The organism is Okeania sp. SIO3I5 (assembly GCF_010672085.1).
Classification (GTDB): Bacteria; Cyanobacteriota; Cyanobacteriia; order Cyanobacteriales; family Microcoleaceae; genus Trichodesmium.
Genome location: NZ_JAAHHT010000467.1, coordinates 1 through 2796, shown reverse-complemented (window position 1 = coordinate 2796; position 2796 = coordinate 1). Strand labels below are relative to the sequence as shown.

At 39.5% G+C, this 2796-nt stretch carries 1 protein-coding gene; it reads left to right on the top strand.

What is annotated here, in order from left to right; all coding sequences use genetic code 11:
* Positions 1-1271, top strand: a 1271-nt coding sequence (locus tag F6K40_RS39690) for a glutamyl-tRNA reductase (RefSeq protein WP_293145663.1), incomplete at its 5' end; no start/stop codon positions are given.
* Positions 1272-2796: the final 1525 nt, after the last annotated feature.

Genomic DNA, 2796 nt, shown 5'->3' with positions numbered 1-2796 from the left:
TCCATAAAACAGCTCCAGTTGAAGTTAGAGAAAAATTAAGTATTCCAGAAACAGAAATACAAAATGCAATTTCTCAATTGTGTAGTGGAACTTATACTCAAGAAGTAGGAATTCTTAGTACCTGTAATCGTTTAGAAGTTTATGTAGTTACTAAAGAAATGCAGCCTGGTATTCGGGAAGTAACTCAGTTTCTTTCTGACTCTAGTAAAATACCTTTAAATCAGCTTCAGCCTCACTTATTTATGCTACTCCATGAAGATTCTATTATGCACTTAATGCGGGTCGCTGCTGGATTGGATAGTTTGGTATTGGGTGAAGGGCAAATTTTATCTCAGGTTAAACAAACTCATAAACTCGGACAACAATATAAGGGTATTGGGCGGATTCTTAATCGTTTATTTAAGCAAGCTGTAACTGCTGGAAAAAGAGTAAGGACAGAGACAAGTATTGGTACTGGTGCTGTTTCTATTAGTTCCGCGGCAGTAGAATTAGCTCAGATGAAATTGGAGGATTTATTTAATTATCAAGTGGCTATTGTTGGTGCTGGTAAAATGTCAAAATTATTGGTGCAACATTTATTAGCTAAAGGTGCAAATAAGATATCAATTATTAATCGTTCTGTGGGACGCGCTCAGGATTTAGCAAATAGTTTTAAAGATGCAGATATAAATGTTTATTCTATGTCAGAAATGAGTCAGGTTATTGCTGATTCTGATTTAGTTTTTACTAGCACTGGTGCAACTGAACCGATTTTAGATAAGGCTAAATTAGAGGTGATTTTAGACCCTTTAAAACCTGTAATGTTGGTGGATATTTCTGTACCTCGTAATATTGCTACTGATGTTGATGAGTTGCCAAATGTTCGTTGTTTTAATGTGGATGATTTAAAGGCGGTTGTTGCTCAAAATCAAGAAAGTCGTCGGCAAATGGCTATGGAAGCTGAGGTTTTATTGGAGGAAGAGGTGGAAGCTTTTGATGTGTGGTGGAAGAGTTTAGAAACGGTCCCGACTATTAATTCTTTACGAGAAAAAATAGAGACTATTAGGGAGCAGGAATTGGAGAAAGCTTTGTCTAGGTTGGGGTCAGAATTTGCGGAAAAACATCAAGAGGTAATTGAGGCTTTGACTAGGGGTATTGTGAATAAAATTTTGCACGATCCGATGGTGCAGTTACGAGCGCAACAGGATATTGAGGCGAGGCGTCATGCTATGGAGACTTTACAACTTTTGTTTAATTTGGAGCCGGAAGTTAGTTCTGGAAAAGTTTTTTAGCTGGTGCGTTAGATGGTTTAGTGGGGTATAAATGCCCTACTAATAGTCTACCTAATTTTTCTAATTTTTTAGTTAGTTGAATAAAAAGTCTAGTATCTGGGAAATATACCCCATTTAACTAAATAGTATCGCTTTTTCTTCCAGTCAAGCCTCTTTATTTTTAACTAAACCTGTCCCCAAACCATAAATAAATAGGGTTTGCTGATTAAATTTTAAAGTATTGACTCCTAAAGGTTTTAGCTTGTAATGGTCTTGAAAAAGTACAAGGTTTTTGCTCCAAAAAGGTTAAGCATGGAGCGGATGAAAGGGTTGACAAGAGCCGAAAAATCAAGGGATAATTCTTCCTTATGCCTCCTCCCTTATTCCTTACTCCTCGAGTCTCGAGTCTCGAGTCTTCTGACTCCTACCCTAACCCATAAGACTTTTTGAGCAAACCCTATTTAGGGTTTGCTCAAAAAAGCAGAGTCTGGTCCGTGTGGTCCGGGTGGGAAGACAGAGTAAAGTAGGAGGAATAATTTTTCCTTGATTTTTCTACCCTTGATTTCCCTAAAATTCTAACTTTTTGGTAGTTATATTGGGAAAAGTTGCACTTTTTCGTTACAGTCGATGGGGGTATCACTACCCCTCACTTCTGATTCAAAACCGGACATGAGAGTTTCCCACTCATCCGGCTCCTGATAACAAAGGATATTTTGATGGTTAGGTACACATACTCCCTTCTTCCCACTTTTACCCTATAAGCGGGTTTGACACACTCTCTGGTGTTTTGCCTTGTTCAGTTTCTGTTTTCCGCCCACCTTTGTTACCTCCCCACGTCAGCCTATCCCGTACATTACTACGGGCTTGCTTCTTGAGGAATCCTACATCCTTATCGACATTGGTTAAGCTTTTCCTACTCGATATTGAGAGTCGATGCATGGGTTACTTCGTTCCCTGATATCATTTCACGTTAGCTTTAGGTTCCTAGTGTAGGCCGACCTCTAATTAGGTACGGAGCCAACGGGATTTGTTTGGCTCCAATCATACGAGGCATACCTTTTGGTTCAGGAGTCTCAACGCCTTTCTCCTGTCCTATTTCACGACCCATCGTACTAGATTCTCTGTGCGATAACCATAGCCAACTTCCCTGGCAGAGGATTAGGATGACATTACCCTGACTCTGCTTTAAGCCCATGCACTGAGAGACAGGATTGCTAGTACCTGAAACCTGGGACTTGGGAGTCATACAGTACCCGTGTAGGAAGGAATTTAACCTCCATGAGTATCAGAGTTATCCTTTTACAGGACTGGCTGAACATAGACGCCTAGGGTCTATTTAGGCCAAACGAGTCGCACAATCCCGAAAAAGGCTATAACCTTTATTCTATTAACCCATAGGGGTGGGTTAATTTTTTGTGATGAAAATTAGATTATTGGGGTGGGGGCAGGTTTATCGGAATAATTTGTAATATAGAATCCGGTTATATAATATATGTTCATAATTGTATCTACACTTTATACTCCCCATCTCAGATCGTAAGAGTAC